Here is a 26138-nt window from a genome sequence, read left to right as displayed (position 1 = left end):
CGCGGACTCCGCGCCCCCACGGGGCGCCGCCACTCATTCGTCCGGGTCGACCTGTGGCAGCTTGGCGTAGGAGTCTGCTCCGTAGCTGTTGAAGTAGTGCTCCATGGTGTCGGTGGACAGCGCCTTGGCCAGCATCTCCAGGCGACTCTGGTCCACCACGTCGACCGACTGCCCGTCGATCGTCGCGAACCCGCGGATGGGTGCCTGCAGCATCCGCACCCCGTCGGCGCCGAAGATCCGCAGCTGCGTGCCCAGGTTCGTGACGTACCCGTTGGTCATCTGGTCGTCCACCGTGAGCGTGTCCGCCACCTGCCCCACCACGTCGTTGAACCGCGCCGGGTTGGTGATCGTGTCCGGCGTCGCCAGCTTGCGGATGATGGCCTTGACCACGGTGCGCTGCCGGTAGGCGCGGTCGAGGTCGCCGTTGGGCAGCGACTTGCGCTCCCGGACGTAGGTCAGTGCGCGCTCGCCCTCCAGGCTGATCTCGCCCTCCTCGAAGCGGTTCGCGCCCTGCCCCGAGGGCCACGGGTTGTGGACGGTCACGCCGCCGACGGCCTCGGTGAGGTTGACGAACCCCTCGAAGTCGATGACCACGGTGTGGTCCATCCGCACGTCCAGCAGGCTCTCGAGCGTGCGCACCGTCAGCGGCGCGCCGCCCCACGCGTAGGCGGCGTTGATCTTGGCCTCGCCCCGCTCGGGCACCTCCACCCACATGTCGCGGGGGAAGGAGATGAGGTAGACGTGCTCGCGGTCGCCCGAGACGTGGGCCACCATGAGCGAATCGGAACGGCCGGTCTCGCCCTCCCTGGAATCCGAGCCCATGAGCACGAAGTTGACCGGCGCGGTGGCCTCCGGCTTGTCCGGATTGGGGGCGGCGGGGGAGGGGCGGCCCACATACTCCGACGGCGTGAGCCCCGGGTCGCGCTCGATGCTGTCCAGTGCCACCCAGCCCCGGCCGACGTAGAACGCCACGACCAGGGCGGGGATGAGCAGCACGAGGATGCACACCATGAACAACACGAACAGCGGGCCGCGCCGCTTCTTCGCGCGGCCCGCGTCGTCGTCGGTGCCCTGGTCGGGGGTCTCGTCGCCGTACTGGTCATCCTCGAAGAGCGCTCGCTTCATGCCCCTCATTGTGGCCGGTGTCCGGCAGGGGACCAACTGCACCCCCGCGTCTGTGTGACGCCCCGGCGGGACGCCGACCGGGGGAGCGTTCTAGGCTGGGCCCATGAACACTCCGGTAGACGCCACTGCCACAGAGGCCTGGGCAGACCTTCGCATCCTCAAGGACGCTCTCGTCCCCGACCTGCGCCACTGGTTCGAAGCTGATCCGCATCGCGCCGAGGAACTCACCTTCGACCTGGCAGACCTCCGGGTGGACCTCTCCAAGAACCTCATCACCGAAGACGTCGTGGGCGCGCTGGTGCGCCTCGCTGAGCAGGTCAACCTGCCCGAGCGTCGTGACGCGATGTTCAACGGCGAGCGCATCAACGTCACCGAGAACCGCGCCGTGCTCCACACCGCCCTGCGCCTGCCGGCAGATGCCGAGCTCACCGTCGACGGGCAGGACGTCGTGGCAGACGTGCACGAGGTCCTCGGGCGCATGTACGCGTTCGCGGACCAGGTCCGCTCGGGCGAGTGGAAGGGCGTCACCGGCAAGCGGATCGAGACGGTGGTCAACATCGGCATCGGCGGCTCAGACCTGGGCCCCGTGATGGTCTATGAGGCCCTGTTGCCGTACAAGCAGGACGGCCTGGAGTGCCGCTTCATCTCCAACATCGACCCCAACGACTGCTACGAGCAGGTCAAGGACCTCGATCCCGCCACGACGCTGTTCATCGTGGCGTCGAAGACCTTCACCACCCTGGAGACCCTCACCAACGCCCGCATGGCCCGCGACTGGCTCCTGCACGCGCTCGTCGCCGACGGGGCCATCGACGATTCCGATGAGGCCCGGGCCGGCGCGATCGCCAGGCACTTCGTCGCGGTCTCGACGGCGCTGGACAAGGTGGCCGACTTCGGCATCGACCCTGCCAACGCGTTCGGCTTCTGGGACTGGGTGGGCGGCCGGTACTCGGTGGACTCCGCCGTCGGCCTGCCGGTGGCGATCGCGATCGGGCCGGACGGGTTCCGTGATTTCCTGGCCGGCTTCCACTCCGTCGACACGCACTTCCGCACCGCGCCTGCCGAGCGCAACGTGCCGCTGCTGATGGGCCTGATCAACGTCTGGTACGTCAACTTCTTCGACGCGCACAGCCACGCGGTGCTGCCCTACGCCCAGTACCTGCACAGGTTCGCGGCCTACCTGCAGCAGCTCACCATGGAATCCAACGGAAAGTCCGTGCGTTGGGACGGCAGCCCCGTCACCACGGAGACCGGGGAGATCTTCTGGGGCGAGCCGGGCACCAACGGCCAGCACGCGTTCTACCAGCTGATCCACCAGGGCACCCGCATCATCCCGGCAGATTTCATCGCGGTGGCCAACCCGGCGCACCCCGTCAAGGACGGCGAAACCGACGTCCACGGGCTCTTCCTGGCCAACTTCTTCGCGCAGACGGCCGCGCTGGCGTTCGGCAAGACCGCCGAGGAGGTCCGTGCGGAGGGCACGGCGGAGGAGATCGTGCCCGCCCGCGTGTTCGAGGGCAACAAGCCCACCACCTCGATCATGGCGCCGGCGCTCACCCCGTCGGTGGTCGGCCAGCTCATCGCCCTCTACGAGCACATCACGTTCGTCCAGGGCGTCGTGTGGGGCATCGACTCGTTCGACCAGTGGGGCGTCGAGCTCGGCAAGAAGCTCGCCCTGGAGATCGCCCCGGCGGTCTTCGGCGACGCCGAGGCGCTGGCCCAGCAGGATCCGTCAACGCAGTCCCTCGTCAGCTGGTACCTACAGAACCGTGACTGAACCGCAGCCCTCCACCCGGCCTCGACGGTGGCGCACCGCGCTGATCGCTGTCGGGGTGGTCGCCCTGCTGGGGGCGCTTCCGGTGGTGCTGAGCGCGGGGAGGGTGGCGTTCATCGCGTCCGGTCACGTGCACACGGTGCAGGACGTGCCGGAGCGGCCCGTGGGCATGGTGCTCGGCGCCAAGGCTGACCCCTCCGGGCCGTCGGCGTTCCTCGCCGCTCGGCTCGACGTGGCGCTGCGCTTGTTCCAGGAGGGCAAGATCCGCGCCGTGCTGGTCACCGGCGACGGCGGGCCGGGGTCGAACAACGAGCCGCTCATCATGCGCCGGTACCTGGAGGAGCGGGGCGTGCCGGCGGACCGGATCGTCGAGGACCCGGCAGGCTTCGATACCTACGACTCGTGCGTGCGGGCCCGCGACGTGTTCGGCGTGGCGGAGATGACCGTCATCACGCAGGACTACCACCTGGGCCGCACCATCGCGATCTGCCGCGAGGTGGGCGTCGACACCGTGGGTGTCGGCGACACCACCATGCTCGGCCGCTTCCCGTACAACTGGGTCAAGGGCTGGGTCCGCGAGTTCCCGGCGAACCTCAAGATGGAGTGGGACCTCTTCACCGGGCGGCGCCCACAGGCGGACGCGCCGGACCCGTCGCTGCTGGCCGCCGCCCAGTCCTGAATCTGGCGCCGGGCCGCGTGCCGCTGTCCGTCGGTGGCAGGGGCGGTGTTACCGTCTTAACCGCAAGCCCCCACTTCCCCGGAAGGTGCTCACCGTGAAGAGACTGTTCGCCCTGATGTTCGTCGTCGCCGTTGCGCTCGCAGGGCTGGTCGCCCCGCGTGCGGAGGCAGACGAGGCGTCGCAGAAGGCCAACGTCGCCGACATCGCCGCCATGGTCGATGCGCACAACGCCATCCGGGTGTCCAAGGGACACACACCGTTGAGGTTCGTGCCGAAGGTGGCCGCGGCCATCGCGCAGGACTGGGCCATCTCCATGCGGAAGGCCGGCAAGATCTCCCACAACGACGACTTCCGCTGGGACGGGGCCGAGGCCTGGGGCGAGAACGTCGGCTGGAACGTCGGCTATACCAATCCTGTCCAGACGATGATGGACGACTGGATGGCCTCGGACAGCCATCGCGCCAACATCCTGGAGGCGTCCTACACCCACATTGCCGTGGGCCTGGTGCGCTCCGAATCCGAGATCTTCGCCGCGGTGAACTTCTACAAGGAGCCGCTGATCGACGCCGGCACCGCCTATGACTCGGGAACGCAGTGGCTGACCGCCGTGCAGCAGAACATCACCGCGGTCAACCCGGCGAAGGCCGACGATGTCTACTCCAAGACCGGCACCTACGCCTACAACAACCGCCTGTGGAAGGTGGCCTGCGAGCCGTATTCCCAGACGCAGCGCTGCCGCACGGACATCTGGGCCACCGTCATCTCCTACAAGAGCGGCAACTACCAGCGCAGCACCGGCTGGGCCTTCAACAACCTGACCTACCAGCCGTCGGCGCGCAGCCTGTGGGCGGGCAACCCGTTGGCCACCAAGGGCGACCACGTCATCAGCGGCCGCAAGTGGCGCACCGACTGCGACTCTGCAGCCACCGGCCGCAACGGTTGCCGCTCCTACATCCAGACTCCTGTCGTCACCGCCACGGCCAAGGCCGGCGGCGGCTACACCTTCACGTCGAAGGTCGACTACGTCTTCAACAACATCGTCCGCTTCAAGTAACACTCCGCAGTGGTGCGCGGCCCCGCGGGGGTCTAGTGTGACGCCGTGCTCAACGCGCTACGTCGGCTGTCCCCGGTGCGGGCGATCTTCGTCGCCTTCACGACGGCGGCCTGGGTGGGGATCGGCCTCCTCATGCTCCCGATCTCCAAGCGGGGCGCCGGCGGCGCCTCGCTGATAGAGGCCATCTTCACCGCCACCTCCGCCATCTGCGTCACGGGCCTCACCATCGTGGACACGGCGTCCTACTGGACGCCGTTCGGGCAGGTGGTCATCCTCGCCCTGATCCAGATCGGTGGCTTCGGCGTCATGACGCTGGCCACCCTGATCGGCCTGACGGTGCTGGGCAAGCTGTCGCTGCGCTCACGCCTCACCGCCGCCGTCGAGAGCCACATGGAGGGCCCGGGTGGGGTGCCCCATGTGCTGGGCGGCATCATGAAGACCACCTTCGCGATCGAGGCGGTGACGGCCCTGCTGCTGACGCTGCGGTTCTGGCTGGGGTACGGGCACAGCCTGCCCGAGGCGGCGTGGCGCGGGCTCTTCCACTCGGTGTCGGCGTTCAACAACGCGGGCTTCGCGCTGTTCGCGGACAACCTGATGGGCTTCGTGGCCGACCCCTGGCTCCTGCTGCCGATGGCGGGCGCCACCATCCTGGGCGGCCTCGGCTTCCCCGTGCTGCAGCAGCTGTGGCGCCACCACGCGGACCTCCTCGCGTGGACGATGAACACCCGCATCGTGGTGATCATGACGCCCCTGCTGCTGGTGGGCGGCACCGTCTTCATCACAGGGCTGGAGTGGACCAACCCCGGCACGCTCGGCCCCCTGGCGTGGGACGACAAGCTGCTGGCCGGCTTCTTCCAGTCGGTGCAGACCCGCACCGCCGGCTTCAACTCGCTCGACATCGGCGCCATGCACGCCGTCACGCTGTTCGGGATGGACGTACTGATGTTCATCGGGACCGGCCCGGCCGGCACGGGCGGCGGCATCAAGGTGACCACGTTCGCCGTCCTCTTCTTCATCATCTGGACGGAGGTGCGCGGCGACACCGCCGTCCACATCTTCGGCAAACGCCTCTCGCGCGCCGTGCACCGGCAGGCCATCTCCGTCGCGCTGTTGGCGGTGGCGCTGGTGGTGCTCGCCACCATGATCGTCCTGCTGCTGAGCCCCTTCCGCCTGGACGACGTCCTCTTCGAGGTCATCTCGGCTTTCGGCACGGTGGGGCTGTCCACCGGCATCACCGCGCAGTTGGATGTCGGTTCGCAGTTGGTGCTGTGCTTCCTCATGTACGTCGGCCGCCTCGGCCCGATCACGTTCGCCTCTGCGCTCGCCCTGAGCCCCCGCAAGCGGCTCTACGAACTCCCCAAGGAAAGGCCGATCATTGGTTAATCTGCGCCCCCTCAAGAGGCCGGGCAACGTGCCCCTGGCCGACAGCATCGTCATCATCGGGCTGGGCCGGTTCGGCCAGTCGCTCGCGCTCGAACTCATGAACGACGGGGCCGACGTCCTGGCCATCGACCGCGACGAAGACCTGGTCCAGCAGTTCAACGGGAGGATCACCCACGCGGTGCTGGCGGACGCCACCCGCGAGGACGTGCTGCGGCAGCTGGGGATCCACGAGGCCACGCATGCCGTCGTCGCCATCGGCGACTCCGTCGAGGCCAGCCTGCTCACCAGCTCGCTGCTCATCGGCTTCGGCATCCCGCATGTCTGGGCCAAGGCCGTCTCGGACGCCCACGGCCGCATCCTGGAACAGATCGGCGTGCACCACGTCGTCCATCCGGAGCGGGAGAGCGGCGTGCGCGTGGCCCACCAGGTGCGCGCCCAGCTGAAGGACTACATCGATCTGGGTGGCGGCTACGCGCTGGTGCGCACCACCGCGCCCGCAGCCGTGCTGGGCAAGCCGCTGCGCGAGGTGCACGTCCGCTCCGAGTTCGGGGTGACCGTCATCGCCTCGAAGCGCGCGGACGGGCGGTGGGTGGACGTCTCAGGCGACTCCGTGTTGTCGGCCGAGGACGAGATCCTCGTCACCGGCCCCATCGAGAAGGCCGAGCGCTTCCACCTGACCTGAGCCGGTCGTCGGCTCACCAGGTGGAGACGCTGCGCCCCATGCCGTAGTAGGTCCAGCCCGCGTCGGCCCAGTCGTGTGGGTTCAGCACGTTGCGGCCGTCGATGATGTTGGGCGTCTTGACCAGGTCGATGAGCGACGCGGGGTCCAGATCCACGTACTCGCGCCACGGGGTCAGCAGCATGACGACGTCGGCTCCTGTGACGGCCTCCTCGACCGTTTCGGGGACGTTGAGCTCCGGCTGGCGCTGCCGCAGCGTGTGGGCGGCTGCGGGGTCGACGACGGCCAGTTCCGCGCCGCGGGCCCAGAGCCGGCCGGCGATGTCGAGGGCGGGGGAGTCGCGCAGGTCGTCGGTGTCCGGCTTGAAGGTGATGCCCAGCACGGCGATCTTCTTGCCGACGAGGCGGCCCCCGACGGCCTCCTCGGCCAGGTTGACGGCGTGGTCGCGGCGGCGCAGGTTGATGGTGTCCACCTCGCGCAGGAACGTGAGCGCCTCGTCGACGCCCAGCTCACCGGCGCGGGCCATGAAGGCGCGGATGTCCTTGGGCAGGCAGCCGCCGCCGAAGCCGATGCCCGCCTGGAGGAACTTCTTGCCGATGCGGTCGTCGTGCCCGATGGCCTCGGCCAGCCGCGTGACGTCGCCGCCGGTGGCGTCGCACAACTCAGCCATGGAGTTGATGAACGAGATCTTGGTGGCGAGGAAGCTGTTGGCCGCCACCTTCACCAGCTCCGCTGTGGGGTAGTTGGACAGGATGAGAGGGGTGCCCGCGGCCAGCGGGATGGCGTAGCACTCGTCGAGGAGGGCCTTGGCGCGGTGGCCGCTCTCCTTGTCCTCGGACAGGCCGTAGACGATGCGGTCCGGCGTCAGGGTGTCGCCCACCGCGTAGCCCTCGCGGAGGAACTCCGGGTTCCAGGCCAGGAGGATGTCCTTGCCTGACGCGGTGAGCTTCGCGGCGATGCCCTCGGAGGTGCCCACGGGCACCGTCGACTTGCCCGCCACCAGCACGGGTTGTCCGTCCTCGGGCACGACGGAGTGCTCGAGGATGGTGTCGACGGCCTGGTTGACGTAGGTGAGGTCCGCCCCGAGCCTGCCCTGGAGCTGCGGCGTGCCCACGCCGATGAAGTGGATCTGGGCGTCGGCGATCGCCGAGGCGTCCGTGGTGAAGCGCAGCCGGCCGGTGGACACGTGCTTGAGGAGCAGTTCCGGGAGCCCTGGCTCATGGAACGGCGCGATCCCCTGGGAGAGTTTCGCGATCCTCGCCTCGTCCACGTCCAGGCCCACCACATCGTGGCCCAACTCGGCCATGCAGGCCGCGTGGACAGCTCCCAGGTAACCGCACCCAATGACAGAAATCCGCATGCCCACAGATTAGCCATCTCCGCAGCCGCGGCCCCGCGCCGCATTCAACTTTCGAATGGTTTTGAACACGCCTTCGATTTGAACGTTTCAAAAGACGTGTTATCGAATCGTTATGACGGCATTTTGGCCCGCACTAAGCGTCAAATCTCATCTCCGAGCGAGAATCCGAAAGCAGCCCACTTTCGTCTTGTTTCGACCCCTTTCGCTTGCCCGCCCGCATGCCTACTCTGTCGTGTAGTAGAGAGGGTCCAACGGCGGGTCCTCAGCATCGATGGAGATTGCCATGGCACGACTGGACGAGGCGGAACGGCGAGAAGCCATCCACCGCGCCCTCGAGCGCCAGGGTCGCGCCTCCGTCGCAGAGCTGGCCAGGGAGTTCGGGGTCTCCACCGTCACCGTCCGCAAGGACCTTGACGCCCTCGAACTTCGGGGTCTCCTCACCCGAGTCCATGGCGGGGCCACCCGCACCGCGCTCAAGGACGAGGGCTCCTTTCCGTTCCGCCTCAGGGCAGCCGCCGACCAGAAGCGCGACATCGCCCGTCGGGCTGCGCGACTCGTCCACAGCGGTGACACGATCGCACTGGACTCATCGTCGTCGTGCCACTACCTTGCCCAGGAACTGCTGGAGCTGCGCGACCTGCGAGTGGTGACGTACTCGCTGGCCACCGCGAGTCTCCTGCTGGACCGTTCCTCGGCGGCGGTGTTTCTGCTCGGCGGCCAGTTGCGCCGCTTGTCACGGGCAACCACCGTGGCCAGTCTGGATGGGTTCCCAGGCCCCGTGGACATGGGCTTCTTCGGGACACACGGATTGAGCACAAACGAGGGGCTGGCCGAGATATCCCTCGAGGAAGCGCAGGCGAAGCGAGCCTTGGCATCCATCTGTAGCCGCACCTATGCGTTGGTGGACTCGTCGAAGTTCGACGCCACCTCGTACCACGTCTGGAGACCCGCAGCGCGGGTGACCGGTCTGATCACCGACGGTGCGGCCCCGGCCACACACGTCCAACGGTGGCGGGACCTGGGCGTCGACGTCGACGTTCCGGGCCAACCACCCCTGTCCACGTCCCACTTCTAGCCACGTATCACCCACCCACCACACCAAGGAGAAAAATGTCTAAGGTCATGCAGAGCCTGGTCGCGGTAGCCGCCGCCTCCACGCTCCTGTTCGCCAGTGCGTGCACAACCCGCACCGCCGACACCCCGGAAGACTCGGCGGCGCCCGCCGCCACCGCCACCGAAGCAACCACTGCCGCCGGGGGCGAAGAGGGCGCTGAGTTCACCGTCGCCTTCGTGCCGAAGATCCAGGGCATCCCTTACTTCGAGGCCATGAACACCGGCGGCGCGGCCGCAGAGGCAGATATCCCAGGTCTGACCTGGGAGTACCAGGGCCCCACGACGGCCGACCCTGCCGCCCAGGTCGACATCGTCCGCTCGATGATCCAGAAGAAGGTCGACGTGCTCATCGTCGCCCCGAACGATCCCGACTCCCTCGCACCCATCCTCCAGGAAGCCAAGGACGCCGGCATCAAGGTCGGCACCTCGGACACCGACGCGCCCAACTCGGTGCGTGAGGTCTTCGTGGAGCAGGCCACCGGCCAGGGCATCGGCGAATACACCGCCGACACGCTCGCAAAAGCCATGGGCGAATCCGGCAAGGCCGTCATCGTCTCCTGTGGTGAGACGGCAGAGAACCTCAACTCCTGGATCAAGGTCGAGGAAGAGACTTTCGCGTCGAAGTACCCGGACATCGAACTGCTGCCCACCGTCTTCGCAGGCGAGGATCAGAACCGTGCCGCCCAGATGGCCACGGACCTCATGAACGCCAACCCCGACCTCAAGGGCATCATCGGCCAGTGCACCACCTCTGCTCCGGGCGTTGCCCAGGCCGTGCGTGACGCAGGCAAGATCGGCGAGGTCTTCACCGTCGGTGTGGGCACGCCTCAGGCCATGCTCCCGTACCTCGAGGACGGTTCATCCTCCGGCTCCATCCTCTGGGACGTCGAGAACCTCGGCTACCTGACCGCTTGGGCCGGCGCCCAGCTGTTCAAGGGCGTGCCCTTCGAGGAGACCAACCAGGTCAGCGACGACATCACGGACGTCGAGTTCCGTGACGACACCAAGGAGCTCATCCTCGGGCCTCCGCTGGTGCTGACCAAGGACAACGCGGGTCAGTTCGACTACTGATCCGATGATCGTCGGGGGTTGGGGCGCAGTGATGTGCCCCAACCCCCGGCACAGCCAAGAGGAGGAAAAGTGGCAGTCGAGTTACCACCGCAGCGGGCGGTGGAAGGTACCCCGCGCTTCTCGTTGTCCGGAGTCTCGAAGCGGTACGGGGGCGTGCGGGCCATCCGGAATGCCGATTTCGTCCTTATGCCGGGCGAGGTCCACGCAGTCGTCGGGGAGAACGGCGCCGGCAAGTCGACGATGATCAAGATCATCGCCGGGGCAGAATTCTCGGACACCGGCACGTTCACCATGGACGGCGAACCGGTACATATCCGTTCCGCGGCCGAGGCCCTCGACAAGGGCATCGCCACCGTCTACCAGGAAGCGCAACTGTTCGGTCAGCTCACCGTCGGGGAGAACATCTTCCTCGGCCGCGAGAAGACGCAGGGATCGCGCATCGACTGGGCGGCGCAGAAGGAGGAGGTCGTCGAACTCCTTGCAGCCTTCGGCCTGCCGGAGAGCTTCGTCACCCGCAAGGTGGAGGAGTTGTCCGCTGCGGAACAGCAACAGGTCTCCATCGCCAAGGCCCTGGCCGAAGAAGCCAAGATCCTCATCCTCGACGAGCCGTCGGCCATCCTCACGGATGCCGAGATCGTCAATCTCTTCACCGCCGTGCGCCGCCTCGCGGCGCAGGGTGTCTCCATCATCTACATCACCCACCGCCTCGACGAACTGTTCGAGATCTGCGACGTCGTCACCGTCATGCGCGACGGGGAGACGCTCGGCACGTTCGACATCGAGCACCTCAGCGTCGGCGCGCTGGCAGACCTGATGGTCGGCGGCGAATTCGCCGGCTCCGAGACGACGCGCGATCCGGCGTCGATCGGCGAGGTCAAGCTCGCGCTCCGCGGCCTCGGCTCCGGCAGGCGCTTCCACGACGTGTCGTTGGAGGTGCGTGGCGGGGAGGTCGTGGTCCTTTACGGACTGGTCGGTTCCGGCGTCGCCGACATCGCCGCCGCCACCTACGGCATGCAACCCATCACCTCCGGGGAGATGGAACTGCTGGGGAAGCGCTATCACCCCCGCTCGGCGTCCGATGCCCAATCATCCGGCCTGGCGATGCTGCCCGCCAACCGCAAGAAGGAGGGAATGTTCTCCTTCCAACCCATCAACTTCAACATCTCCGTCGGATCGCTGAACCTGTTCCGCAGGATGCTCGTGATGATGAACCGGGCCAAGGAGAAGACCACCGCGGACTCCATGATCAAAGCGCTGTCGATCAAGACCCCCAGCCAGGATCAGAAGATCTCCGCCCTGTCGGGCGGCAACGCGCAGAAGGTGGTCATCGCCAGGCAACTGGTGAACCGGCCCCAGGTCCTGGTGCTCGCCGAACCCAGCCAGGGCGTCGACATCGGTGCGAAGGACGAGATCCACAAGCTGATCGACGAGGTGTGCGAGGAGGGCGCGGCCGTGCTGGTCGCCAGCTCCGACCTGATGGAGGCCCTCCGGATCGCCGACCGGCTCATCGTGATCCGTAACGGCACCACTTTCACCGAGTTCACCCGCGGGGTGAGCCAAGCGACAGTCCTCGCCGCAGCCTCGGGCGAACTCAGCGCTGAGGACGAAGCAGAACTAGCTGAGGGGACACACTCATGACAGCCACGGCTACCGCCGCTCCGGCACGGAGCCGCGAGCGGGTCCTCCCACCGGCCATCACCGGCCAGGAATTCATCCTCATGGGCGTCATCGCGCTGCTCTGGATCATCTTGGCCTTCGCGACGCCGGGCTTCCTCGAGCCGTACAGCATCCAGTCGTTGCTGTGGCGCCTCGCACCCGTCGGCATCATGGCCATCGGCATGACGATCATCATGGTCACGGCCGGTATCGACATCTCCATCGCCGCCATCCTGATGGTGTGCAGCGTCACGCTCGGCAAACTCATCACCGAGGCCGGCGTGAACTTCTGGTTGGCCCTGCTCATCTCCATGGTGCTCGGTGCCGTCCTGGGCGCGATCAACGGCCTGCTCATCAGCTACGGCAGGGTGCCGGCCATCATCATCACGTTCGGTACCGCCAACCTCTTCCAGTTTCTCGGCCTGAAGATCTTCGATTCGAAGACCGTCAACGGGCTCCCCGCCAGCCGCGCCATCCTCGGCCCCGGTGCCGACGGGCGCGTGCTGGGGGTGCCCATCGCGTTCATCATCATGCTTGTGCTGGTCGCACTCGCGTGGGTGTACCTGCGGCACTGGCCAGGTGGCCGCCACTTCTACGCCATCGGCGACGACCCCCACGCTGCGTCGCTGGCCGGCGTCAGCGTCCGATGGCGGACGTTCATGGCCTACGTCATCATGGGCGTCCTCGTCGGCCTCGCGGCCGGAATCACCATCGCCGGCGGCACCTCGACCCTCGACCAGAGCGTCGGGCGCGGCCAGGAACTCATGACGATCGCCGCCACGGTCATCGGCGGCACCTCCGTCATGGGTGGTCGAGGCTCCGTTTTCGGTGCAGTCCTCGGCGCGCTTCTGGTGCAGACGGTGGCCACCGGCGTGACGCAGCTGGGTTGGCCCTCGCAATTGTCCAACCTCTTCGTCGGCATCTTCATCATCATCGCGGTGGGCGCTGACCTGATCCGCGAACGGCGCAGGAAGGCACGGCTATGAGTACCGCCACGGCTGAAACCCCGACGAAGCCCAGAACCGACTTCGTCCGCCTACTGTTGACCAACCGCACGGTGCTCCTACTGGTGCTGCTCGTGTTGGTGGTCGGTATCTTCTCCGTGCTGAGCGCCGCAGGCGTCATCACGGAGGGGTACAACTCCGACTACCTGGCATCGTCCTTGATTAACCTGGTGCCGCTCACGATGCTCGCGCTCGCGCAGCTGCTCGTCATCGTCTCGGGCAACGGCGGCATCGACCTCAGCGTCGGCGCCATCGTCTCGCTGGCCGGGATGCTGTTCGGCTTCATGTACGGCGTCTGGGGTTGGTCCCTGCTGGTGTCGATCGTGTGCACCGTGTTGTGCGGCGCCCTGTTCGGCTTGATCAACGGCTTCTTGGTGGCGTACCTCGGCTACCCGCCGTTGATCGTCACTCTCGCCACCTACTACGCGATGTGGTCGCTCTCGCTGGTGATCAACAACCAGCAGCCCATCAACACCCCACCTCTCCAGGACCTCTACGGGCTCTCGCGCGCTGTGGAACTGCCGGTCATCGGCCAGTATCTGCCGCTCGTGCCGCTCGGAGTGTTCCTCTTCATGATCCCCACGTTGCTGATCGTGTGGTTCATCACAGCGAAGACCACCTATGGGCGCGAGCTGTACGCGATCGGTACCAACGACACAGCCGCCGGATGGGCGGGCATCAACACCCAGCTCGTGCGCATGCTGGCCTACGTCGGGGCCGGTGCCATCTCCGGCCTGGTCGCAGTGGTGACCGCATCGCAGTTCGCCTCGGCGCGCCCGGATCAGGGCGTGTCCGGCAACGGCATGGCACTGCCGGCCATCACCATGGCGGTGCTCGGCGGGGTGGCCATCACCGGCGGCATCGGAACCGTCCTGGGGGTCTTCCTCGCGGCGCTGCTGATCACTTGGCTCAACGCCGGAATCCTGATGGCCTTCAGCGGCAACGCCGGCTCCCAGCTGCAGCTGTTCGCCCTGGGCGCGGTCCTCGTCGGTGCCGCGCTGCTCAATGGCATCACCAACCGAAGATACAGCGGATCAAACAACTAGCCGGAAGGGCTACAACATGAAGATTGGCATCCATTCCATGGTGTGGGTAGGCGACTGGAACGCCGACGCCGCCCGCGAAGCGATCTCGAAGTCGGCCGAGACCGGCTACGACCTGATCGAACTGTCCGCCATCGCGCCCGAGACCTTCGACACGGACCTCACCGCCAAGCTCCTCGGGGAGTACGGCCTCGAGTGCTCTGCGTCCCTGGGGCTCGGCCCCGACACGGACATCTCGTCCGAAGACCCCGACGCGGTGGCTCGAGGACGCGAGAGGCTGCACCTGGCCCTCAACCTCGTGCGTGACTGCGGCGGCTCCATGCTGTGCGGAGTCATCTACGGCGCCCTCATGAAGTACTCCCACCCGGCCACCGAACGTGGCCTGGAGAACTCCCGCACCGTGCTGGCGGAGCTGGCCGACAAGGCCAAGGAATCCAACATCCGGCTGGGGCTCGAGTTCTGCAACCGGTACGAGACCAACGTGATCAACACCACGGCCCAGACCCTGGAGTTCATCGACTCCATCGGCCGCGACAACATCACGGCCCACCTCGACACCTATCACATGAACATCGAGGAGAACTCGATGGCCGGGGCGATCAAGCAGGCTGCGGCAGCGGGGAAGCTCGGCTACGTCCACGTCGGCGAATCGCACCGCGGCCAGCTCGGCACCGGTTCGATCAACTGGCCAGAGTTCCTGGGCGCGCTCAAGGAGGTCGATTACGACGGCATCGTGACCTTCGAATCGTTCTCCAGCAAGGTGGTGCACTCCACCTTCAGCAACGATCTGGCGATCTGGCGCAACCTGTGGGACGACAACGTGGAACTCGCCAAGGGTGCACGCCAGTTCATCCGGGAGCACCTCGGCGTCTGACAAGCCCCAAAGCCTCGCGCCTCCGGCCCCTACCGGAGGCGCGAGGTTCGCTACTTTTTTCGCGCGGTCAGCGCCGCGCACGGCATCATGGGACCCACCAACAGGAGGACATTGTGGACCAGAACATTGCATCGGCATCATTGGGCATCGAACTCGGCTCGACCAGGATCAAGGCCGTCCTGATCGGAGACGATCTTCAGCCCATCGCGACGGGCGGCCACGAGTGGCGCTCCTCGTTGGTCGATGGCATCTGGACCTACAGCCTTGACGACGTGTGGTCCGGCATCCAGGCGGCGTTCGCGGACCTGGCCACAGCCGTCCGGACCACGTTCGGCGCCGAACTGTCGGCCGTGCGCTCCCTGGGCGTCTCCGCGATGATGCACGGTTACCTGGCCTTCGACGCCGGCGGTGAGCAACTCGTCGGGTTCCGCACCTGGCAGAACACCATGACGCAGGAAGCCGCCGGACAGCTGACGCAGCTCTTCCAGCAGAACATCCCGCAACGCTGGAGCGTCGCGCACCTCTACCAGGCGATCCTCAAGGGCGAGGAGCACGTCGGACGCCTCGACTTCCTCACCACGCTCGCGGGCTACGTCCACTGGAAGCTGACGGGCGAGCGCTCACTCGGCATCGGTGACGCTGTGGGCATGTTCCCGATCGACGTGACCACGGGCACCTACCACCCCCGGATGCTGGGCCAGTTCGACGACCTCGTCGCCGACCGCGGCTATGGCTGGCGTCTCGGGGACGTCCTGCCCCGCGTATTGCGCGCCGGCGAGATAGCGGGCACCCTGACCGATGAGGGCGCGCGCCTGCTGGATCCCACCGGCACGCTGCAGCCCGGGGCGCCCATGGCGCCGCCGGAGGGCGACGCGGGCACCGGCATGGTGGCCACCAACGCCGTCGCTCAGCGCACGGGCAACGTCTCAGCGGGCACGTCGATCTTCGCGATGGTCGTGCTCGAGGGCGAACTGAAGGCCCTGCACGAGGAGATCGACCTGGTCACGACGCCTGCGGGGGACCTGGTGGCCATGGCGCACTGCAACAACGGAGCGGTGGACCTTGCGGCCTGGGTGTCGCTGTTCGGGGAGGCGCTGGCCGCCTGTGGCGCCGAGGTGGACACCAACACCCTGTTCGAGTCGCTGTACCGCGCGGCCCTCAACGGCAGCCCCGACGGCGGGGGGATGCTCGCCTACAACTACCTGGCCGGAGAGCACGTCGTCGGCATGGAGGAGGGTCGTCCGCTGTTCGTGCGGCACCCCTCCAGCGCGTTCAATCTGGCCAACTTTATGCGCACCCACCTGTTCTCCACGTTCGGCGCGCTGCGCGTCGGGATGGACGTGCTGCTGAAGGACGAGGGCGTGCGGCTCGATTCGCTGTTCGCCCACGGCGGGCTCTTCAAGACGGAGGGCGTCGCGCAGGGCTTCCTGGCCGCCGCGATGAACACTCCGGTGTCGGTGGGCGAGGTCGCCGGTGAGGGCGGCGCCTGGGGCATGGCCCTGCTTGCGGCGTTCCTCGACGCGGGCGACGTGAGCCTGGGTGACTGGCTGGCCACGAAGGTCTTCGCCGGGGCCGAGATCTCGACGATGGACCCGGACCCCCGCGACGTCGAGGGCTTCAACCAGTTCATGGAGCGCTACCGTCGGGGCCTCGCGATCGAACGAGCCGCGGTCGACGCCAGCTGACGCCAAGGGCAGATCTCCGGGGTGGGGCCCGGTTCCGCAGGGTCTGATGGGGGCCCGCCCCGCCCATGCCGAAGACCGGTCCCTGGCCGGGCGCCGCGTGCCCGGTCGAGGCGCTCTGGGCCGTCGCCGGTTGCTGTTGCGGCGCCGGTCTTCGACAACGCCCACCCAACCCGGTCGGGCCCCCATCAGCCCCCGCTCATCGCTGCGAGCCGTCCTGGGAGCAGGCCGAAGCTGTGGTCTCTGGCGCCGTGAGGCTCGGCATCGAAGCGGGCGTCTCGCGGTCTGGGCCGCAACCGAACGGCCGTCGGTTGGGACTGCTTCACGTCAGGTGAAACAATGGCCCTCATGCAGTCTCTCCCCGCGCTCCTGGACGCGCGTCTCCGTGAGGTCACCGGCGTCGACCCCGAGATGCGTCCCGCCACCAAGCCGCAGTTCGGTCACTTCCAGTCCAACGTCGCGTTGCGGCTGGCCAAGCAGCAGGGTCGGCCGCCGCGCGAGGTCGCGGCGGAGATCGTGGCCAAGCTCGACGTCGACGACCTGTGCGAGCCCCTGGAGATCGCGGGCCCCGGCTTCATCAACTTCCGGATGCGCTCCGACGTCCTCGCGGCGGCTGTGTCGTCGCTGCTGGAGGACCCCCACGGCGGCATCAACCCCGCCAACCACCCGCAGCGCGTGGTCATCGACTACTCGGCGCCCAACGTGGCCAAGACGATGCACGTGGGCCATCTGCGCACCACCATCATCGGCGACTGCTTCAACCGCGTCCTCTCCGCGCTCGGTCACACAGTGATCCCGCAGAACCACATCGGCGACTGGGGCACCCAGTTCGGCATGCTCATCGAGCAGGTCCTCGACGAGGGGCTCGACGTCTCCGCGCTGAGCCTCGACGAGGCGGATGCGCTCTACAAGCGCGCCGCCGCCCGCTTCAAGGAGGACGCGGAGTTCGCTACGCGTGCCCGCGCCCGCGTCGCCGTGTTCCAGGGGGGCGACGAGCAGTCGCTGAGCATCTGGCAGCAGCTCGTGGACATCTCCAAGCCCGCCTTCAACGAGGCCTACCGCCGTCTGGGTGTGAAGCTCACCGACGACGACCTCGCCGGCGAATCCACCTACAACGCCGACCTCCCCGTCCTCGTCAAGGAGCTCGAGGAGAGCGGGGTCGCCGTGGTCGACGACGGCGCCCTCTGCGTGTTCGTCGACGGCTTCGAAGCCCCCCTCATCGTGCGCAAGTCCGACGGCGGCTACGGCTACGCCACCACGGATCTGGCCGCCATCCGTCGCCGCGTGAATGAACTGCACGCCGACCGGATCATCTACGTCACGGACCTGCGCCAGGCGGGTCACTTCGCGCAGGTCTTCGCGGCCGCGCGCAAGGCGGGCTTCCTACCCGGCGATGTCACCGCGCAGCACGTCGGCTACGGCATGGTGCTCGGCACCGACGGGCGCCCCTTCAAGACCCGCGACGGCTCCGCCGCCACCCTGGGCTCGCTGCTCGACGCGGCCGAGGAGGTGGCGGCGCCCAACATCGCGTTGGCCGCGATCAAGTACGCCGATCTCTCCAACGGCCTGCAGAAGGACTACACCTTCGACGCCGAGCGCATGGTGCAGACCACCGGCGACACCGGCCCCTACCTGCAGTATGCCCACGCGCGGGTCAACCAGATCCTACGCAAGGCGGAGGCCGAGGACATCCACTGGGGTTCGGTCACCGTGCTCGAGGAGCCGGCCGAACAGCAGCTCGCGCTGCTGCTCAGCGGCTTCGGCGAGACGGTCGACGAGGTGGCCCACCACCTGCAGCCGCACAAGCTCTGCGCCTACCTGTACGACCTGGCCGGCGCGCTCGCGTCGTTCTACGAGGCGTGCCCGGTGCTGAAGTCCGAGGGTGACGTGCGAGCGTCGCGCCTCGCCCTGTGCGCGGCGACGAAGCAGGTGCTGGCCAAGGGCCTCGACCTGATCGGCATCGACGCGCCGGACCGGATGTGACCCACCGGGAGGTCGCGCCCCTCCCGCATACCTGACGCGGATCGCGGGTTCCGGGGGGCGTCGCTGCGTGTTAGGTTGCCTCGTGGGTTCACGAGAGGCAGCAAGACCCGGCACCTTCGGCCGCGTCCTGGGCAACACGGCGGCGGCCATGCTGGGCACCGCCTTCATCTGGTTCGGCATCACCTTCTGGGCCTACCTCGAGACCAGGTCCGTGCTCGCGACATCGTTCCTTGGCGGCGCCTACATGCTGGGCATGGCGGTCATGGGCGTTCCGTTCGGCACCCTGGTGGACCGGCACCACAAGCATAAGGTGATGGTGGCCTCCGCCGTCGGCACGGCTCTGGTGTTTCTGCTGGCCGTGGCCGTCTATCTCCTCACGCCGCCCGAGGTCCTCGTCGACCTGGGGCGGCCGTGGTTCTGGGTGTTCTGCCTCCTGGTGCTCTCCGGGGCCATGCTCGCCAGCATCCGCTCCATCGCGCTGGCCACCTGCGTGACCATCCTCGTGGAGTCTGACAGGCGCGCCAACGCCAACGGCCTGGTGGGCACCGTCAACGGCATGACCATGATGGTGACGGGGATCTTCTCCGGCCTGGCCATCGGACAACTGGGGCTGTTCTGGACGCTGATGATCTCCCTGGCCATCGTGCTGGTCTCCCTGGTGCATCTCCTGACCATCCGGATCCCGGAGCCGGAGATCGTGCACGCCGAAGGGGCGCCGAAGGCTGTGGATTTCAAGGGCGCCTGGCTCGCCGTCGTCGCCGTCCCGGGGCTGATCGGGCTGATCCTGTTCTCCACCTTCAACAACTTCCTGGGCGGCGTCTTCATGGGTCTGCTCGACCCGTACGGCCTGGAACTGGTGTCCGTGGAATGGTGGGGCATCCTGTTCGGCCTGTCGGGCGTCGGCTTCCTGATCGGCGGCGGCATCATCGCCAGGAAGGGCCTGGGCCGGCTCCCGCTGCGCACGCTGCTGTTCGCCAGCCTCGCCATGTGGGTCATCGCCGGGGCGTTCACCATCCGCGACTCCGTCGTGCTTCTGGTGGCGGGCCTGGTGGCCTACATGGCGCTCATGCCGTTCATCGAGGGTGCGGAGCAGACCCTGCTGCAGCAGGTGGTGCCGTTGGCCAAGCAGGGCCGGGTGTTCGGGTTCGCGCAGGCCGTGGAGGTGTCCGCGGCCCCGATCAGCGCCTTCGTCATCGGTCCGATGGCCCAGTTCTGGCTGATTCCCTATGCGGAGTCGCCGGCCGGGCGGCGACAGTGGGGCTGGTTGCTGGGGCACGGCGACGCGCGGGGCATCGCGTTGGTGTTCGTGATCGTCAGCATCGGCGGCCTGATCCTGACGACGCTGGTCTTCTTCACGCGCACCTACCGACGGCTCAATGCCACGTACGAGGCGGGCGACGTCAACCTCGGCGTCGCCACCCCAGGAGCATCACACCCCGTCCCCGGTCCGGACCCGCTGGGCAAGGGGCACAGCGAGTCCTGACGGCGTCAGTGCGGCTTGGCGAGGAGGTCCGGGTTCTCCACGGCGTCCTGCGCGGCGATGGCCGCACCGATGATGCCGGCGCGGTTGCGGAGCTTGGCCGGGATGATCTCCGTGGTGAGCTTGAGTTGCGGGCCGAACTTGTCCCAGTCGCGGCTCACGCCGCCGCCGACGACGAACAGATCCGGCGACAGCAACATCTCCAGGCGCGAGTAGTAGGGCTGCAGGCGCTCCTCGGTCCAGACCTGGTAGGACAGGCCCTCCTTGTCCTTGACCGACGAGGCGGCCAGCGTCTCCGCGTCCTTGCCCATCATCTCGATGTGGCCCAGCTCTGCGTTGGGGATCAGCACGCCGCGGTAGATGATCGCGGTGCCGATGCCGGTGCCGAGCGTGGTCAGGATGACGAGACCGGGGTGACCCTTGGCGGCGCCGAAGTGCACCTCGGCCAGACCGGCGGCGTCGGCGTCGTTGACCAACGTGATCTTGCGGCCGAGCTTGTCCTCGAGGAACTGGTCGGCCTGCAGGCCGGCCCACTTCTGATCGAGGTTCGCGATGAACGGGATGCGGCCGTGCACCACGGGCGCCGGGATGGTGATGCCGACTGGGCCGTCACCGATCTGCTCCTTGAACTCCTCGATGATGTCGACCATGACGGCTGCGACGTTCTTCGGGGTGGACTTCTCCGGCGTGGGGATGCGCTTGCGGTCCGTCAGGAAGTCGCCCGCTGCCAGGTCGACGGGTGCGCCTTTGATGCCGGAGCCGCCAACATCGATGCCAAGGATGATGCTCATGACGCACAAGCGTAGCGGAGCTTGGCACGATCAAATGGGGCGCACCCGGATTGCTGGGACTCAGGCGGTGGCGCGGGCCATGCGGGCGCGGGCGACCTGTTCGTCGAAGACCCGCCGGGCGTCGGCCTCGTCGAGGTGGTAGAGCTTCTGGGTGACCGGGCCGTCGGTGGTGTGGACGTGCACGTGCGCCAGTCTCAGGCGGCGCTGCAGGGGGCCCTGGTGGATACTCGCCGACTGCATCCGCCGGTGCGGCACGATGCTGATGACCCGCTCGAGCAACCCGTGCTGAGTCACGACGACGTGCTCGCCGATGCCCCAGGTGTGGCTGCTGAAGTTGAACGGCGTGAGCCAGCGGGCCCGTTCCGGCTGGGGGTGCGCCTGCACCTGGGTGAGGTCGACCTCGGGCCACAGGGCGCGCAGCACCGTGAGCACGTCGTCCCAGGTCCCGTAGGGGAGGACGACCGCGTTGGTCTGCCGGTTCTCATCGCCGGACGGGTCGCCGTAGCCCAGTACCGTGACCGTCATCTGGTAGAGCCCGGTGGCGCGCTGCAGGAGGTCCTGCTTGATCGCCACGCCCTGGATGCGGTTGGGGCGCAGGCCCTGGCTGGTGGTGCTCAGTGCACCGCGCGTGAGCCGCAGCGCGCCGTCGCTGCGCGTCATGCGGAAGTTCCAGTTGCGGCCGGTCTGGTTCCAGATCCAGCCGCCGATGCCCAGTGCGGCCGCGAGCATGGTGACCGGCGTCTGGGCGAGGAGCGCGAAGACCACCAGGATGCCGCCGCCCACCACTGCAGCCCCGGTGCCCAGCGACACGAGTGCGCCCAGCAGCAGGTTGCCCGCCGGCACCGCCACCACCAGGTCCTCCCCGGCCTGGGGGAGTTGCGCCGGGGGCCGGCCGCCCAGAGTGGGCGCGACGTCGGCCGGATACCTCGGGGCGGCGACGGGTGTGTGGGCCCGCCGCATCCGCGCGACGAGGTGCTCGCGCATCGACTCCGCGCGGCCGCGGGAGAGGAACGCCAGGTCCACACCGCCGGCGCCGCCGACGTCGATGTGCACCTTGGCGAGCCCCATGAGCCGCGCTATGAGCGGTTGGGAGACCTCGACTGACTGCACCTTGGTGTAGTCCACCTTCGTGGACGTCTCGGAGAGGAAACGTCGCTCCACGCGGAACTCGTCGTCGTCGGCGATGAAGGTGGTGGTGCGCCAGGTGAAGATCCCCGAGACGCCCGCGATCAGCGCCACGAGGAGCAGACCGCCGCCGATGAACAGGGCACTGCTGCCGAAGCCCGAGGAGCCTTCGAGGATCTCGCGCGTGAGGAAGTAGCCGCCCGCCACCAGCGCGATCCCGCCGCGGGCGAGGCCCGTGAGGGGATGGGGACGCTCGATGATCTTGGCGCGGGGGGCCTGCGGCTCGAACGGGTGGGGCGGCGGGAAGGCCGTCGGACCGGGCTGCGGGACCGGGGCGACGTCGTGGGGGACGAGCGACGGCGGATCGAGGGACGGTACCCCCACCGGCCCGGCCGCCTCGACGCGGTCCGCCGGATCCGGCGGAGGCAGAGGCGGAAGGAAATCAGGCCCGTGGGTCATCAGATCCCGGCCTGCTGCTGCTCGCCGCGGGCGATCAGCCGGTCGCGCAGAGCGGCCGCGTCAGCGGCGGGGAGACCCGGGATGGTGACGGTGCCGCTGGTGGACGACGTGATCATCTGGACGGTGGCAAGGCCGAACAGCCGGTCCAGCGGCCCGGACTGGACCTGGACGAGCTGCATCCGGCCGTAGGGCACGCACTGCAGGCTCCGGCTCCAGAGGCCCCGGGTGAGGTAGACGTCCTCGTCGCGTTCGGCGTAACCCCACCGTCGAAAGACCCGCGGTGCGCGGATCATCCGCCACGCGATCACCACGACCGCCAGGGCGAAGAAGGACCAGCGCATCCAACTGGTGCCCCACAGGAGCACGGGCACCGCGAGGAACGCGAAGAAGAACCCCCATCCCAGCGGGATGAGGATCAGTTTCTGGGTCAGGTAGTTGCGGGAGAGACGCTGCCAGGGGGTGCCGGGCGGGTCGAACAGGTCATTCATCAACGGGTGAACCTCTGGTATTTGCGGACGCGGGTCGTGTCGGGGCCCAACACGGTCACTTCGCCCATGATGAAGGTGCCGACGAGCCGCAGCCGGATACCGTCCGGGTGGGGCACGGCACCGTCCACCTTCGATTCGCCCATGATCATGTTCAACCGGGACAGGTCCACGGAAACGCCCTCAGGCACGCGGATGCTGATCTCGCCCATCAGCCCGCCGACGTTGATGGTGGTGTCGCGGCTCTCGAAGGCCGCGCCCACCAGGTCGATCCTGGCATCACCCAGCCACGAGTTGATCGTCACGTTGGACGCGATCGTGTGGAGTTGGCCGGGTTTGAACGTCGACATCACGGCGTTGCCGCCGGTGAACGCGTCGATCCCCGGCACCGCGGGCGGCCCGGCGAACTGGGCGGGCACCGGCCTGCGGTCCGGCGACCCCGCCGGGGTAGGGGCCGAATACGGTTCGACGACGGGCTGGGGCTGCGGGGCCACCAGATCGGTCGTCAGGGGGGTGAGGTCGCCGAAGGTCTTGGCGTCGTAGGCCTTGGCGATGCGGTCCGCGTGTTCGTCGAACGTCAACCGGCCGTCGGCGTAGGCGTTGTTCAGCAACTGCGCCACCAACTCACGGTCCTGGTCCGCGCACCGCAGTTCCTGCAGCCGGTTCTGTTCGATCGACATGGATCCACTGTAGGTCGTCTACCCGTCCCTCCGACAGCCGGGCGGGCCGCGTCCCGGGTCAGTTCAGGGATGCCACGGATGGCCGTTGCCCGCGGGCGCGGAACGGCACACGGGCGGGGCCCCGCCGCTCTAGGGTGGGCACATGGCAAAGCGCATCGGGATTCTGACGGCAGGCGGCGACTCGCCCGGCTTGAACGCGGCCATCCGCGGCTTCGGCAAGGCGGCGATCGGGCAGCACGGCATGGAGCTGCTCGGCTTCCGTTCCGGACTGAAGGGCCTCGTCGAGAACAACTTCCAGGTGCTCGACTCGGACGCGCTGTCGGGCATCCTCACCATCGGCGGCACCATCCTCGGCACCTCGCGGGACAAGCCGCACAAGATGGTGATCGACGGCGAGGTCCGCGACATGACGTCCACGATCGTCGAGAACTACGAGAAGAACGACCTCGACGGCCTCGTGTGCATCGGGGGCGGCGGCACGGCCAAGAACGCAAAGCGCCTCGCCGCGGCGGGGCTCAACGTCATCCACCTGCCGAAGACCATCGACAACGACATCGCGCACACCGAGACCAGCTTCGGCTTCTCCACGGCGCTGGGCATCGCGACGGAGGCCGTGGACAGGCTGCACTCCACAGCCCACTCGCACCACCGCATCATCGTCGTGGAGATCATGGGCCACAAGGCCGGCTGGCTCGCGCTGGGCGCAGGCATCGCCGGCGGGGCCGACGTCATCCTGATCCCGGAGATCCCGTACTCGGTGGAGGCCGTGGCGGAATCGGTCCACCGGCGGGCCGCCTCGGGCCGCAACTTCTCCGTCATCGCGCTGGCCGAGGGCGCCCGCGACGAGAAGGACTCGGCGGACCTGGCCGCTGCGGAGGTGCTGCGCAAGCACGCCTCCACCGCGGAGGCGAAGGCGGCCGCAGACAAGCACCGCGACGCCGTGGTGGCGAGCCACCGCAACAACGCCTTCAAGCTGGCCGAATCGCTCGAGCAGATCACCGGGCTGGAATCGCGCGTGACCATCCTGGGGTACGTGCAGCGCGGTGGCATCCCGGACGCCAACGACAGGGTGCTGGGCACCCTGCTGGGATCCGCCGGGGCGGATCTCGTGGCGGAAGGCACCTTCGGTATCACGGTCGCTTCGCAGTGCGGCGCGGCGGTGCCCGTCCCGCTGGAGGACGTCGCCGGCAACCTGAAGACCGTGCCCGTGGACCACGAGTGGGTCCGCGCCGCGCGCGGGGTCGGCACCAACCTGGGAGACTGAGTGGCCACGAGGGTGGGACGCCGCCGGCCCCGGTGGGTCGTGGTGGGCGTGGTGCTCGCCATCGTGGTGACGATGGTGCTGGCGGGCTATCTCTACGTGCGGCCGCTGCTGCGGACGGGCACGGGCTACGCGGCGCACAGCCTGTGCGCGGTCACCGAGGTCGCGGGGCGCACCGACGCGTCGGAGGACCTGCCGCCCAACCCGCTGGTGCCCTTCCTGACGCAGTTCAAGAACGGCGGCTACGCCTACGTCAACGTCCTCGGACTGTTCGCGGGCCAGACCGCCTACTACACGGAGGGCCTGGGCTGCACGCTGTCGCCGCGGCGCCCCGTCTTCCCGACCCCCGAGGCGCTGCCGCCCACCTCCCTGCTGACGGACGAGCCCTCCCTCGACGCCTCCCTGGACGAGGCGATCGGCCGCGCGTTCGGCGACGGGCTCTCCGACGATGAGGCGCGGGCGCTGGGTACCCGCGCCATCGTGGTGGTCAAGGACGGGGTGATCGTGGGTGAGCGCTACGCCGACGGTTTCACGGCCAACACGCCCCAGCTCGGTTGGTCGATGACCAAGTCCGTGACGAACCTCCTGACGGGTCGTGCGGTGATGCAGGGAGCGGTCGCCCTCGACGACGCCAACCTCCGCCCGGAGTGGACGGATGAGCGCGCTGAGATCACCGTCGACCAGTTGCTGCGGATGACCAGCGGGCTGGAATGGGACGAGGAGTACGACCTGGGCACGCCCATCACCGAGATGCTGTTCAATTCCGACGACATGGCGGCCTACGTCGCCGGTCAGCCTGCCGCGCACGAGCCGGGGACGTTCCAGCAGTACTCGTCGGGGTCGACGACCCTGGTGTGTTCGGTCTTGAACGATCGTCTGGGGGCGGGCCCGACCATGCCGCGCGAACAGTTGTTCGCCCCACTCGGGCTGGCCTCAGCGGTGCTGGAACCGGACGCGGCCGGCACGCCGGTATGCGGGTCCTACCTGTGGGCCACGCCCCGCGACTGGGCCCGGATCGGCCAGTTCGTGCTGGACGACGGCGTGGTCGACGATGTCCGGCTGCTGCCGGAGGGCTGGGTGGAGGAGTCCACCACCGTCGTGCCGCTGACCGGGGCCGACACCGGGGAGTACGCCACGGAGGAGGCGGGCTACGCGTCGTCGTGGTGGACGAACCTGCGCGGCGACGGGACCCTGGCCCACCCGGAGCTCCCCGAGGACCTGTTCTGGGCGCAGGGCCACGACGGCCAGCGGATGTATGTCGCGCCCAGCCTGGACCTGGTGGTGGTGCGGATGGGGTTCACGCCCGAGTCGCGCGACCTGGGGCTCGCCGAGCTGATCCGGGCCGCCGCCGACACCTCCTGAGGGACGCCCGGGCGA

22 protein-coding genes are annotated in these 26138 nt (G+C 68.1%); 16 read left to right on the top strand and 6 right to left on the bottom strand.

Going from position 1 to position 26138, the window contains the following annotated elements:
- Nucleotides 1–33: 33 nt before the first annotated feature.
- A complete protein-coding gene (locus J7D54_RS12225) occupies nt 34–1125 on the bottom strand; it encodes an LCP family protein (RefSeq protein ID WP_182764126.1) in 1092 nt (363 codons plus the stop codon).
- A gap of 103 nt (nt 1126–1228) precedes the next feature.
- Here J7D54_RS12225 and pgi point away from each other — a divergent pair, with 103 nt between their 5' ends.
- The 5 genes from pgi (at nt 1229) to J7D54_RS12200 (ending at nt 6697) form a co-directional block, all read left to right on the top strand.
- Nucleotides 1229–2902, top strand: coding sequence for a glucose-6-phosphate isomerase (gene pgi, locus J7D54_RS12220; protein WP_182764125.1), 1674 nt, complete (start codon nt 1229–1231; stop codon nt 2900–2902).
- Nucleotides 2895–3578: an ElyC/SanA/YdcF family protein gene (locus J7D54_RS12215; protein ID WP_182764124.1), complete on the top strand. Its 684-nt coding sequence runs from the start codon at nt 2895–2897 to the stop codon at nt 3576–3578. Before pgi ends, J7D54_RS12215 begins: the two co-directional genes overlap by 8 nt.
- 94 nt (nt 3579–3672) lie before the next feature.
- On the top strand, nt 3673–4632 hold the full coding sequence (locus tag J7D54_RS12210; RefSeq protein ID WP_182764123.1) for a CAP domain-containing protein: 960 nt from the start codon (nt 3673–3675) through the stop codon (nt 4630–4632).
- A gap of 45 nt (nt 4633–4677) precedes the next feature.
- Complete coding sequence (locus J7D54_RS12205; protein ID WP_245243999.1) at nt 4678–6015, top strand: TrkH family potassium uptake protein; 1338 nt, start codon at nt 4678–4680, stop codon at nt 6013–6015.
- Complete coding sequence (locus tag J7D54_RS12200) at nt 6008–6697, top strand: TrkA family potassium uptake protein (protein ID WP_209455128.1); 690 nt, start codon at nt 6008–6010, stop codon at nt 6695–6697. Before J7D54_RS12205 ends, J7D54_RS12200 begins: the two co-directional genes overlap by 8 nt.
- A gap of 13 nt (nt 6698–6710) precedes the next feature.
- Here the strand turns inward: J7D54_RS12200 and J7D54_RS12195 are convergent, their stop codons facing one another.
- Entirely contained in the window at nt 6711–8054 is a 1344-nt protein-coding gene (locus tag J7D54_RS12195; protein WP_182764122.1) for a UDP-glucose/GDP-mannose dehydrogenase family protein, read from the bottom strand.
- Between the two features lie 283 nt (nt 8055–8337).
- On the opposite strand from J7D54_RS12195, the gene J7D54_RS12190 reads away from it, so the two are divergent.
- From J7D54_RS12190 to J7D54_RS12150, 9 genes are all read left to right on the top strand, one after another.
- Nucleotides 8338–9129: a DeoR/GlpR family DNA-binding transcription regulator gene (locus J7D54_RS12190; RefSeq protein ID WP_182764121.1), complete on the top strand. Its 792-nt coding sequence runs from the start codon at nt 8338–8340 to the stop codon at nt 9127–9129.
- Between the two features lie 35 nt (nt 9130–9164).
- On the top strand, nt 9165–10238 hold the full coding sequence (locus tag J7D54_RS12185; protein ID WP_209455126.1) for an autoinducer 2 ABC transporter substrate-binding protein: 1074 nt from the start codon (nt 9165–9167) through the stop codon (nt 10236–10238).
- A gap of 69 nt (nt 10239–10307) precedes the next feature.
- On the top strand, nt 10308–11876 hold the full coding sequence (locus J7D54_RS12180) for a sugar ABC transporter ATP-binding protein (protein ID WP_209455125.1): 1569 nt from the start codon (nt 10308–10310) through the stop codon (nt 11874–11876).
- The gene (locus J7D54_RS12175) at nt 11873–12880 is read left to right on the top strand and encodes an ABC transporter permease (RefSeq protein WP_182764120.1); all 1008 of its coding nucleotides are present in this window, start codon (nt 11873–11875) and stop codon (nt 12878–12880) included. The genes J7D54_RS12180 and J7D54_RS12175 overlap by 4 nt, the downstream gene beginning before the upstream one ends.
- Nucleotides 12877–13944, top strand: a complete 1068-nt coding sequence (locus tag J7D54_RS12170; RefSeq protein ID WP_182764119.1) for an ABC transporter permease — start codon at nt 12877–12879, stop codon at nt 13942–13944. The genes J7D54_RS12175 and J7D54_RS12170 overlap by 4 nt, the downstream gene beginning before the upstream one ends.
- A gap of 16 nt (nt 13945–13960) precedes the next feature.
- Nucleotides 13961–14815, top strand: a complete 855-nt coding sequence (locus J7D54_RS12165) for a sugar phosphate isomerase/epimerase (RefSeq protein WP_182764118.1) — start codon at nt 13961–13963, stop codon at nt 14813–14815.
- A 113-nt stretch (nt 14816–14928) separates the two neighbouring features.
- On the top strand, nt 14929–16500 hold the full coding sequence (locus tag J7D54_RS12160) for a xylulokinase (protein WP_245243997.1): 1572 nt from the start codon (nt 14929–14931) through the stop codon (nt 16498–16500).
- A gap of 345 nt (nt 16501–16845) precedes the next feature.
- On the top strand, nt 16846–18480 hold the full coding sequence (argS, locus tag J7D54_RS12155; RefSeq protein WP_182764117.1) for an arginine--tRNA ligase: 1635 nt from the start codon (nt 16846–16848) through the stop codon (nt 18478–18480).
- Between the two features lie 82 nt (nt 18481–18562).
- A complete protein-coding gene (locus J7D54_RS12150) occupies nt 18563–19963 on the top strand; it encodes an MFS transporter (RefSeq protein ID WP_209455124.1) in 1401 nt (466 codons plus the stop codon).
- A gap of 5 nt (nt 19964–19968) precedes the next feature.
- On the opposite strand, the gene ppgK is transcribed toward J7D54_RS12150, so the two are convergent.
- From ppgK to J7D54_RS12130, 4 genes are read right to left on the bottom strand one after another with little or no spacing between them, the layout of a single operon-like run.
- Entirely contained in the window at nt 19969–20751 is a 783-nt protein-coding gene (gene ppgK, locus J7D54_RS12145; protein ID WP_182764116.1) for a polyphosphate--glucose phosphotransferase, read from the bottom strand.
- A 60-nt stretch (nt 20752–20811) separates the two neighbouring features.
- Nucleotides 20812–22335 carry a PH domain-containing protein gene (locus J7D54_RS12140; protein WP_182764115.1) on the bottom strand — a complete coding sequence of 508 codons (1524 nt, stop codon included), beginning with the start codon at nt 22333–22335 and terminating at the stop codon, nt 20812–20814.
- Nucleotides 22335–22823 (bottom strand): PH domain-containing protein, encoded by a 489-nt coding sequence (locus J7D54_RS12135; RefSeq protein ID WP_182764114.1) that lies wholly within the window; start codon nt 22821–22823, stop codon nt 22335–22337. Before J7D54_RS12135 ends, J7D54_RS12140 begins: the two co-directional genes overlap by 1 nt.
- A complete protein-coding gene (locus J7D54_RS12130) occupies nt 22823–23500 on the bottom strand; it encodes a DUF1707 domain-containing protein (RefSeq protein WP_182764113.1) in 678 nt (225 codons plus the stop codon). Before J7D54_RS12130 ends, J7D54_RS12135 begins: the two co-directional genes overlap by 1 nt.
- Nucleotides 23501–23642: 142 nt before the next feature.
- Between J7D54_RS12130 and J7D54_RS12125 the strand changes: the two genes are divergently transcribed.
- Nucleotides 23643–24764: a 6-phosphofructokinase gene (locus tag J7D54_RS12125; protein WP_076061132.1), complete on the top strand. Its 1122-nt coding sequence runs from the start codon at nt 23643–23645 to the stop codon at nt 24762–24764.
- Nucleotides 24765–26123 carry a serine hydrolase gene (locus tag J7D54_RS12120; RefSeq protein WP_209455123.1) on the top strand — a complete coding sequence of 453 codons (1359 nt, stop codon included), beginning with the start codon at nt 24765–24767 and terminating at the stop codon, nt 26121–26123. It abuts the gene before it with no gap.
- Nucleotides 26124–26138: the final 15 nt, after the last annotated feature.

The sequence above is a fragment of the Tessaracoccus sp. MC1865 genome (assembly GCF_017815535.1).
GTDB lineage: Bacteria > Actinomycetota > Actinomycetes > Propionibacteriales > Propionibacteriaceae > Arachnia.
Note: the sequence above shows the minus strand (reverse complement) of the source record. Positions and strands in the feature narration are given on the sequence as shown.

What these genes read in the sequence shown, in the direction of transcription:
- J7D54_RS12175 (WP_182764120.1), top strand. Translation starts at nt 11,873, where the DNA reads ATGACAGCCACGGCTACCGCCGCTCCGGCACGGAGCCGCGAGCGGGTC.
- J7D54_RS12195 (WP_182764122.1), bottom strand. Translation starts at nt 8,054, where the DNA reads ATGCGGATTTCTGTCATTGGGTGCGGTTACCTGGGAGCTGTCCACGCG.
- J7D54_RS12135 (WP_182764114.1), bottom strand. Translation starts at nt 22,823, where the DNA reads ATGAATGACCTGTTCGACCCGCCCGGCACCCCCTGGCAGCGTCTCTCC.
- J7D54_RS12190 (WP_182764121.1), top strand. Translation starts at nt 8,338, where the DNA reads ATGGCACGACTGGACGAGGCGGAACGGCGAGAAGCCATCCACCGCGCC.
- J7D54_RS12170 (WP_182764119.1), top strand. Translation starts at nt 12,877, where the DNA reads ATGAGTACCGCCACGGCTGAAACCCCGACGAAGCCCAGAACCGACTTC.
- J7D54_RS12130 (WP_182764113.1), bottom strand. Translation starts at nt 23,500, where the DNA reads ATGTCGATCGAACAGAACCGGCTGCAGGAACTGCGGTGCGCGGACCAG.
- argS (WP_182764117.1), top strand. Translation starts at nt 16,846, where the DNA reads ATGCAGTCTCTCCCCGCGCTCCTGGACGCGCGTCTCCGTGAGGTCACC.
- J7D54_RS12125 (WP_076061132.1), top strand. Translation starts at nt 23,643, where the DNA reads ATGGCAAAGCGCATCGGGATTCTGACGGCAGGCGGCGACTCGCCCGGC.
- J7D54_RS12185 (WP_209455126.1), top strand. Translation starts at nt 9,165, where the DNA reads ATGTCTAAGGTCATGCAGAGCCTGGTCGCGGTAGCCGCCGCCTCCACG.
- ppgK (WP_182764116.1), bottom strand. Translation starts at nt 20,751, where the DNA reads ATGAGCATCATCCTTGGCATCGATGTTGGCGGCTCCGGCATCAAAGGC.
- pgi (WP_182764125.1), top strand. Translation starts at nt 1,229, where the DNA reads ATGAACACTCCGGTAGACGCCACTGCCACAGAGGCCTGGGCAGACCTT.
- J7D54_RS12225 (WP_182764126.1), bottom strand. Translation starts at nt 1,125, where the DNA reads ATGAAGCGAGCGCTCTTCGAGGATGACCAGTACGGCGACGAGACCCCC.
- J7D54_RS12140 (WP_182764115.1), bottom strand. Translation starts at nt 22,335, where the DNA reads ATGACCCACGGGCCTGATTTCCTTCCGCCTCTGCCTCCGCCGGATCCG.
- J7D54_RS12165 (WP_182764118.1), top strand. Translation starts at nt 13,961, where the DNA reads ATGAAGATTGGCATCCATTCCATGGTGTGGGTAGGCGACTGGAACGCC.